8 protein-coding genes and 1 pseudogene are annotated in these 9,337 nt (G+C 30.0%); all 9 read right to left on the bottom strand.

Going from position 1 to position 9,337, the window contains the following annotated elements; genetic code table 11:
• Positions 1–271: ATP-dependent Clp protease adaptor ClpS (locus U9R42_11635; GenBank protein MEA3496675.1), on the bottom strand; the 271-nt coding region annotated here is incomplete at its 3' end.
• Position 272: 1 nt separating this feature from the next.
• Entirely contained in the window at positions 273–899 is a 627-nt protein-coding gene (gene plsY / locus U9R42_11630; protein MEA3496674.1) for a glycerol-3-phosphate 1-O-acyltransferase PlsY, read from the bottom strand.
• 10 nt (positions 900–909) lie between these two features.
• On the bottom strand, positions 910–5,319 hold the full coding sequence (locus U9R42_11625; protein ID MEA3496673.1) for a hypothetical protein: 4,410 nt from the start codon (positions 5,317–5,319) through the stop codon (positions 910–912).
• A gap of 7 nt (positions 5,320–5,326) precedes the next feature.
• Positions 5,327–6,160 carry a 50S ribosomal protein L11 methyltransferase gene (prmA, locus tag U9R42_11620; protein MEA3496672.1) on the bottom strand — a complete coding sequence of 278 codons (834 nt, stop codon included), beginning with the start codon at positions 6,158–6,160 and terminating at the stop codon, positions 5,327–5,329.
• 1 nt (position 6,161) lies between these two features.
• Positions 6,162–6,920 (bottom strand): triose-phosphate isomerase, encoded by a 759-nt coding sequence (gene tpiA / locus U9R42_11615; protein MEA3496671.1) that lies wholly within the window; start codon positions 6,918–6,920, stop codon positions 6,162–6,164.
• Between the two features lie 86 nt (positions 6,921–7,006).
• A complete protein-coding gene (locus tag U9R42_11610) occupies positions 7,007–8,206 on the bottom strand; it encodes a GlmU family protein (protein ID MEA3496670.1) in 1,200 nt (399 codons plus the stop codon).
• Positions 8,207–8,271: 65 nt separating this feature from the next.
• Positions 8,272–8,529, bottom strand: coding sequence for a type B 50S ribosomal protein L31 (locus U9R42_11605; protein MEA3496669.1), 258 nt, complete (start codon positions 8,527–8,529; stop codon positions 8,272–8,274).
• A 107-nt stretch (positions 8,530–8,636) separates the two neighbouring features.
• Positions 8,637–9,059 carry a PIN domain-containing protein gene (locus U9R42_11600; GenBank protein MEA3496668.1) on the bottom strand — a complete coding sequence of 141 codons (423 nt, stop codon included), beginning with the start codon at positions 9,057–9,059 and terminating at the stop codon, positions 8,637–8,639.
• Between the two features lie 160 nt (positions 9,060–9,219).
• Positions 9,220–9,337 (bottom strand): annotated as a pseudogene (locus U9R42_11595) (four helix bundle protein).

Genomic DNA, 9,337 nt, shown 5'->3' with positions numbered 1-9,337 from the left:
AATTCAATTTCACATTCAAACCTAATTCTTGTAGTTCGTTTTGAATTTTTAGTAATTCATTAGTGTTGCCTTCTTTTATTGCAACTTCTCCTTTGTAATGTGCAAGTATAGTGAGTTGTTCGGCTTGGGAGTCGCTGTAATCACAAGCTTTCATTAAGCTGTCAATTACAAAATCAAAAGAATTTTCTTCATCATTAAAAAGGACTAATTTCTTAGTAATGTTGTTTTCGTTTTGAGGATTTGGATTAAATTCGTTTTTGTTTTTAGTCATTTTAATTGTTTTTTCTAAAACTAATTGTAGTTTCTTTGCCGGCAAAAATACGTTTTAAATTTTCTCTGTGTGTGATAATTACTATTAAAAATATTATTAATGAAAATCCTAATAGGTATATATCATTTCGTTGAAGAATGAAATAAATAATGAAGGGAACGGATAGAGAGGTTAATATTGAGCCCATTGAAACTATTTTAGTAAATGAAACAATAATAATAAAAAGTCCTAAGGCAAAAGGTATTAGTTCAGGGATAATTCCAATTATAATACCGGTAATAGTTGCAATTCCTTTACCGCCTCTAAAATTTGCAAATACTGGAAAAATATGCCCGGTAATTGCTGCTAATCCGAAGAAAATTTTGTAATGCATAACAATATCAGGAGCAATATTTGGAAGGAGGATTGTTAACTTTGTTGCAAGAAATCCTTTTAGAATATCAATTAGTAAAACAGGAAAAGCTACTTTTGCACCTAATATTCGCATTGTGTTTGTAGCACCTGAGCTTTTACTCCCATGATTTCGTACATCAACATTAAAAAATATTTTTCCAATCCAATATGAACTGGGAATTGATCCTAATAAATAGGAAAAGATTAATAGTAATATGATTTTGTATAGTTCCATAATAAATTTATTATTCTAATTTAAATGTTCGTTTAAACCTTGTCAGACTTCTATTAGAGCCTATTTTAATTCTATATTTTGGTGCGGAATTCTTTGATGCTGTATTTATAACCATTTCATTAAAAACAGGATCTGATGAAAGTACTCCAAAAATTCCATAATTATAATTAAAGAAATAATAATTATATTGATCACTTTCAAAATAGAGTGTGAATTTGAATCCGCTTCTACGTTGTGATAATTCCATTGCACCGTCAAGTCCTTTGTGGATATCAACTCTTTTGATACTTGATAATCCAAGTTCGGTAATATCCGATTGAAATGATCTTGTTTTTACATTGTAGGTTAGTTTTAAATCGGTAAATATTAGTGTTGAAGAAAAATCTTTTGTTGTTCTGTAAATATTGAAACTTTGAATTTCTTCAATCATTTTTTGACGCTCTTTTTCATCATCAATTAATTCAGCAATTGATTTTAAAGTAGTTTCATTGTTCTCTCTAGTATCTTTTTTGAAATATGAATTTTCAATAAGAATGTCAGACATTTGGTCAAGAGCCTTTTTGTCAAAGGGGAAATCAATTAGCATGCTAATATTAAACAGATATTTTCCTGTTTCTCCATTGAAACTGATATGACCTGCGGTTTTTATATCTATTTTTTTAACATTTTCTCCAAAATCAATTTTACCTTCTCCACTCATGTGTCCATTTTCTTCATCAAAAGTAAAATATTGTCCTCGCAAATCATTGTCAAACAGCTTATCTTTATTGGAATAAACATATCTGCTGAGGTTGTCGTCATAGTAAAGAATTCCCTGATGAATACCAAATATTTCAGGATGAGTATATTTCTTTTTGCGACCCATAAAAACGTTATAAACATAAGGTGAATCAGTACCTTGATATACTCCTGTAAATAAATCCCTGCCATCTTTACCTTTTGGATTATTTACGGCTAAGAACATTGTATCGGGATTAACTCTGTCGTTAAATGAAAACCAGAATGTATTAACTTTTGTGATTTCATGCTTGGGTTTAACATATCCGTCAAAATTCAATTCATTGATGTTTCCGTTTAATTCGGCATAACCGCTAAACCTAAATCTTGGATGTAAAAAGAAAACTGCTGAATCAGGAATGCTTCCTCGTGCGTAAGTTCTTTTATCGTTATCAACTCTAATTTGGTAAAAACGAATTTCTTGTTTGTTTTTGTATTTGTCAATGTAGTCATATTGTCCGTAGCCTGTGTATTTGTATTTTCCAAAAATATTTATAAAAGCATGATGTATTTCGTGATAGAAATTGATTGTATCTGCTTTTATAAGTGCATTTGCAAGAGATTGAATATGAGCATCTTTTTCAATAACAGCTTTGTTTTCATTAGGATAAATATATGCATCAGCAACAGGAATGTAAGGTATTTTTTCTGCGTAAATATTAAAGTTTTTCAAGTTATAAGTGGCAACTGTTGATTGGAAAAGTAAGGAATCTTGTCCGTGTTTTATAGACATGAAATAACTCTTATCATCTCTTTGGCTTTCATCTTTTGTTATATCAACTCTTTGCTCATTACTATACCAAGTAAATTTTTTCATTGATGTCATGTACTTGTTCACAGGAAAATGAAGCCTGTTTTTACCTGAATTTGCTATTCCTTTTGTTGTTTCCGATATAACATCTAAATCCAGAGTAACATCAGGTGCTACAAAAGCAGAAGTGCCGGGTACATCACTTTCAAGTTTTAAAATTGCAGAGCCTGAGTGAAGTGTTGTAGGTTGAAAAACAAAGTCATTGGATTTTATTGTAGATGTTTTATAGTTGAAAATACCTGAGCTACTAAGCTGTTGTGGAGTGAGAACAAGGTCTCCGCTAAATTCAAGTTCTTTTTCAAAAATAAGGAATGGATTAAGAAGTTTTTCAATAATCATAGTGTCCTGATATGGAAACCAACGAGTAAAAACATCTGTTCCTTGAACTTTTGGATAAATACCCCTTGCATTATGGGTAATATTAAATGATTGACTGTTGGCAATAGTAGAATCAAAATAGAAAATGAAATCATTGGATTCTGTTATTGATGTTAAATAATCAATGGTTCCATTTCCTCGTAATCCTTTATTGCTAAGGTTTATGCTCATATCTCCAATACCTTGTTGCTCTCCTTTTCCAACATAAAGTTGGAAATTATCAACTTTTGTAAATCCAAGAGAAAAATCTTCTTGTGGAGTTAATTTGTAATCAAAAACGGGTAGTATGTTTCCTGAGTAAAAGGTTCCTGCAAATTCCAATCCTTTCATTGAAAAGTGATAAAGACTGTCAACTGTAAAAGGTTTTATGTCAAAATAAAATCGTTCTTTATCATACGCTCCACCAAGAATTTCTTTTTTATCATAGTAAACATAAGAGTGTTCAGTACATTCAAAAATAGGATATTCTGCATAGTTTTTTCGTCCTGATTTATTTTCGGGATGGTCAATGTACAAATATCCGCTTACATCCTGAAGTACACTTTTTACCATCGCTACCAGTGTAGGTTTTGAAGGATCAAATCTTACATACATTCGTACAGAATCAATTTTTTTTAAGTCAATTTTAAAGTTATCATAATCAAAATAAAAGTTGTCTCCGAAAAACTCAAACAAACCAGCTCTAATGTATCCTCCAAATTCAAAATTTCTGTTTGTTTTCATTTTAATTGATTGTTCTTTGGGTATAATATGAACTTTGTGTGTATCACTTAATAGTACAAAACCAACGCCTTGTAGGTCGAGTAAGCCGGTGTTGAGATTAAAAATGGCATTGCTTTTTTTTATTACTGATTCAAGTCTCAAAAAGTCGTAATCAACTTTGTTTTTTGATGCATTTTCAAAATGAAATGTTTTTTCTCTTACAAGAATATCTCCTGATTTATCATCATAAATAATAAAACCGTTCATTGTTAGCCTTATTAGAAGTGATAATAAATATTTTGGTCGTACACCCATGTAAGCTGCAAAGTCATTTATGTGAAAAATGTTTGTATCTAATTGTTCCGAAAATGCTTTTATTCGGTTGAGTGGGTGATAGGTAAGAACACTTTGAGTTCGAATGTATTTGTTTTGAGTAAAAAATTTTTCTGAGGTAAAATAGGCAGAGCCTTCACTTCCGTAAAAAAGACGAAAATCTATTCTTGCATCATCAATTTTCCATTCCATTTGGTCAAATTCCATTTCTAACTTGTGATAAGTATCATACATAGGGCTTCTGTACATTCCTTCATCTCCTCTTGTTAGTAATAATTTCCTATCATTAATTACATAGTTAAAAATAATTTTAGGATGGTAAAATGAATCATTTTCGTAATAAATTGTTGTTCTTGATTCTTTAGAAACAATCTTTTCGGGAGTTATTAAAAATTCATCTGAAACTGCTTTTAATGTTTTTTGCCCTTTATAGGAAATGTAAACACGTGCATATTGTTTTGGACCGTATTCATCCATACTGCTTGTACCCATTATTTGTAAGCCTTTTTGGGTAAATCCTCCAATGTAAAGTATGTTTTTGGAAAGTTTGTCAAGGATATAAACTGCTTTGTATGAACGGAATTTTGGATATAAAGATTTTTTGCCTTGGTTAATAACACTTCCTTTATCATGTAGTCGTCCTACCAGTGGCAGTGAAAAATATCTGTTATTTCGAAAAACTGCTGAGTCTGCTATAAGTTCTGCTTTTTTTACATTTACTGTATAATCATGAACAAAGGCAAAAACTTCATTTGTATCTTCATAGACTCTTCTCCAATCCATGCGTCCTTCATGTCCTTCCCATTTAAATTCAAAAGGATAGTATTCTCCCATTGTATTAAAAAGCTGTATTGTATCTTCTTTTGTTCTGCAGGTTAAGGTTATTTGAGAGTCAATTGTAATTATTGGTTGTTTGTTGTAACTGAATGAATAATTATCACTGTAAATATACCATGTTTTTGATGCTGTTGAATAAAGTGCATTTTTGGTAAATAGCGTAAGTACTGTTTTATTAAAAAACCTGACTTTTCTTTTTGATTCACTAAGTACATTAACATATACTTTATCCCATTGTTTAAATTTCTCAATGTCAATGTTATTTTTTTTGTAGGCAACAATAATTTCAAAATATTCTGCAAAATGAGGAGATGGGCGTAAGTGGTGTGTTTTGAGCATTAAATTACATGTAGAAACAATTTCAAGATATTCTTCTGGTTCAAACAAATCATTATCAACAAGGTATAGAAAATTGCCTACAATTTCTTGGGTTTCTTCAATTTTATATTTTTTGAAAAATGTTTTTACATCTTTTTGAAATTGTTTTGGATCTTTTGAAAAACTGTAAACTTGTGAAAATGAAGTGCTACTGATTATTAATAAGGTAAGTATAAAAATTATATGTTTGAAATGTCTCTTCATCCAATACTTATTTATTCATTTTAAATAGACATGATGACCATTTATCCTCTGAATAATTTTCAGCAAAGATAAAATTTTCTTTACTAAGTTTATTGATTATTAATTCATTGTCTTCATAAAAGTATCCACTTGTAATTAAAACGCTATCTTGGGAAAGTAATTCGGCTAAAGATTTTGCAGATTTTATAATTATGTTTCTTGTAATATTTGCTAGAATTATATCAAATTTCTCTCCTTTTACAGTATCAATTTCACCCGTTATTGGTAAAATTTTCTTGCAGTTATTAAATTCAATATTTTCTTGTGTGCAATTAATTGCATTTTCATCATTGTCAATTGCTACAATTTCTTTTGCTCCCAAAAATTCAGAAAAGATACTTAATATTCCTGTACCACAACCATAATCAAGAACCCTTTTGTTTTTAAAATCAATCTTTTGTTGTATATGCATTATCAATTTGGTTGTTGCATGATGTCCTGTGCCAAATGCCATTGATGGAGAAATAATGAATGTTTTTAAATCAGGTTTTTGGATTTTATGAAATGGTGCTTTTATAAAAAATTTATTGTCAATAATTATTGGATCATAATTCTTTTCCCATTCTTTATTCCAATTTATATTTTTTAGAGTTTTTATTTCAAATCGGATTTCATTACCAAGCTTTATATATTTTGAAATAACCGAATTAAATTCTTCCTCCGAGTATTCCGATTTTTCAATATAGGCATAAAAAAAATCTTCTTCTTCCTGAAAACTTGTGAATTGCAATAGAAATAATTCCTGTATAAGAAACTCACTAATATTTTTAGGACAAAAAACTTGAATCTCCAAATGTTCCATATTATATGGAATTTATGATGTTATTGAATTCTTCGGGCTTTAAAGATGCACCTCCAATTAATCCTCCATCAATATCAGCTTTTGCAAAAATCTCTTTTGCATTTGAAGCTTTTACACTACCTCCGTAAAGAATACTGGTATTTTCGGCAATACTTTTATCGTATTTTTTTTCAATCATGCTACGAATAAAATTGTGGATTTCCTGTGCTTGTTCCGGTGATGCGGTTTTCCCTGTTCCTATTGCCCATATTGGCTCATAAGCTATTACTACTTTTTTAAAATTATTTTCATTTAAATGAAAAACACCTTCGTTAATTTGTTTTTCAATTATTTTAAAATGATTAGCCGCTTCTCTTTCTTCTAAAGATTCTCCGCAACAATAAATTGGTAACAGCTCGTTTTCAATTGCAGTATTTAATTTTTTGGCAAGTAGTTCATTTGATTCATTAAAATATTGTCTTCTCTCGGAATGACCGATTAGAACATAATTGCATCCGCATGATTTCAACATTGTGGCTGATATTTCTCCGGTAAAGGCTCCTTTTGGTTCATAACAAAAGTTTTGTGCTCCTAAAAATATTTGGGATTCGGATAGTTGTTTGCCAAATTCCCAAAGGTGTGTAAAAGGAGGGAAGGTAATTACTTCTTTTGCTGATGTATCATGTTTAGAAATAAGCTCTTTTAATTGTTTAATTAATTCTATTCCTTCATCTACAGAAGTATTCATTTTCCAGTTTCCTGCTACAATCATTTTTCTCATAAGTATTTTATTTTGTTAAAAAGCTGTAATTTGATGTTCAAATTTAAAAAGTGTAAAATTAATAATTTTTAATTAAATCAAAAAAACTAATGATGAAATTCTTGTGATAGTTCAAAAATATGTTCAAATATTTCTTTTTCAATTTTATCAAACTCAAGTTCTCTTCTTTTCATAACAAGCTCCGCAGTTTTAAAAGCTTTGTTTAGCTTGTGAATTGTTGTACCTGCTGCACCTCCCCAGCTAAATGACGGAATAAATGTTCGTGGAAATCCTGCACCGTAAATATTACAACTTACACCTACTACTGTCCCTGTGTTAAACATTGTATTTATTCCACACTTGGAATGGTCGCCCATAAAAAGTCCACAAAACTGACTTCCCGAACTTGAAAATCCTTTTTTGTTGTAATCCCAAACTTTAACATCGTCATAATTATTTTTTAAATTGGAATTGTTTGAGTCGGCACCTATGTTACACCATTCTCCAATTACAGAATTACCAAGAAATCCATCATGTGCTTTGTTGGCAAATCCGAAAAATATACTGTTGTTAATTTCTCCTCCCACTTTGCAATGAGGTCCTATGGTTGTTCCTGTATAAATTTTTGCTCCCATCTTAACATGTGAATGATCGCAAAGTGCAAATGGTCCGCGAATTAAAGCCCCTTCCATTACTACTGTATTTTTTCCAATATAAATTGGTCCCTCTGTGGTGTTGAGTGTTGCACATTGGATGTCAGCACCTTCTTCAATAAATATTTTATGTTTACCAATTAATTTATTGCTTTCATTTAGCTTCTGTGATTTTCTGTTTTTTGTTAAAATTTCAAAATCATCTGTTATATTTTTATTGTTTTTTTGAAAGATATCCCATTTAAATTCTATAGTGTCAATATCTTCAGTAAATTCAATTTTTTTAAATGAATCAAAATTATTGTTGAAAACAGTTGTGAAATCTTTAGCGTTGTATCCTGCAGCAATAAAAGTGTTTTTATGAAAAATTACTTCACCGCTTTTTATTTTAGTAACTTGCTCCGCCAGTGATTCTGAGGGGATAATAGTTGAGTTTATAAAAATGTTTGTTTTGGAAAATACGCTAAGAAATTTTTCAGAAAGATAATCTTCAACAAGGTATGAAGTTTTGGTGTTTAAAAAATGTTCCCATTTTTCTTTAATAGTTAAAATACCTGCTCTTATTTCAGAAATTGCTCTTGTGTAAGTGAATGGCAGCAAATCAATCCTACTTTTAGGAGAATCGAAAAGAATGTAATTATTCGTTGTTTTCATAATAAAAAAGGCTTCCTTAAAAATACAAAGGAAGCCTTTTTTTATGATATTTGGAAATTTTATTATTATTTTGCAGTGGCTTTTTTGTACCTTCTGTTAAATTTCTCAACACGACCTGTTGAGTCAAGAAGTACATTTTTGCCTGTAAAAAATGGATGAGAGGTATTACTTATCTCTAATTTGTAAAGTGGATATTCTTTTCCATCTTCCCATTTAATTTTATCTTTTGTTTTAACACAAGATCTTGTAATAAAACTATGTCCGTTTGACATATCTTGAAAAACAACTAATTTATAATCCTTTGGATGTATTCCTTTTTTCATTTCAACACTTTTTTTTATGGGTGCAAAAATACTTAATAATTTTAACACAACAAAATAATTTTAAAATAATTTAATAATTTTTTACAGTAGTATTTTTTTTTACCTCCCTAAGCTTTTAAAAACTGTCTTGCTGTCATAACAGGTAATTTCGATGCTTTGAAGTCTTTAAGATTCCTTGTAATTATTAGGTCTTGGTTATTCTCGATAGCAGTAAAATATTGAAGTCCATCCTCAAAATCCGTAAACGAATCGTCATTCAATGCTACATCTATTATTTTGCCGTCAAGTGGTAAAATATTGACTATTAATCTTAGTTTTCGTAATATTTCTTTTGCTCTCTTGGAGTCGGTTTGACGTAATAATGTATAACTCGTATTCGCAATAGTCAAAGACGAAATATTAAGTTCGATAATTTTCTGATCTGCTAATGAAAAAAGTTCTGCTGATTCATCATAAAAAGGTTTTCTGCGAGATAATAAATCTATGATGATATTTGTGTCAATAAATAGTGCCTCTAAGAAAACTGTCAAATTTTATGATTTCTAAGATTTTTGACCTGCCTTTGCCGTCAGGCAGGTGAGATTTTTATTTTTTGAGACGAGGCGATGCCTTAGCATCAGTGAGTTGAGAAAGATAAAAATATCGCAAAAAGATAGAAATCTAATTTTGCAGAGTTTTCTTAGAGACACTAATTAATGCTCCAACACTTGTACCGCTCCTAAGAATTTGCTTTGACAATACATACTCCTTTTGCTCCGAAACAAGATATTTGTATAATTTTATAATCCGCAATGCAAAAGCATACGAT

This window comes from Bacteroidota bacterium (assembly GCA_034723125.1).
In the GTDB taxonomy this organism is placed as follows: domain Bacteria; phylum Bacteroidota; class Bacteroidia; order CAILMK01; family JAAYUY01; genus JAYEOP01.
The sequence above is the reverse complement of the archived record's forward strand: the minus strand, read 5'-3'. Positions and strand labels throughout refer to the sequence as shown.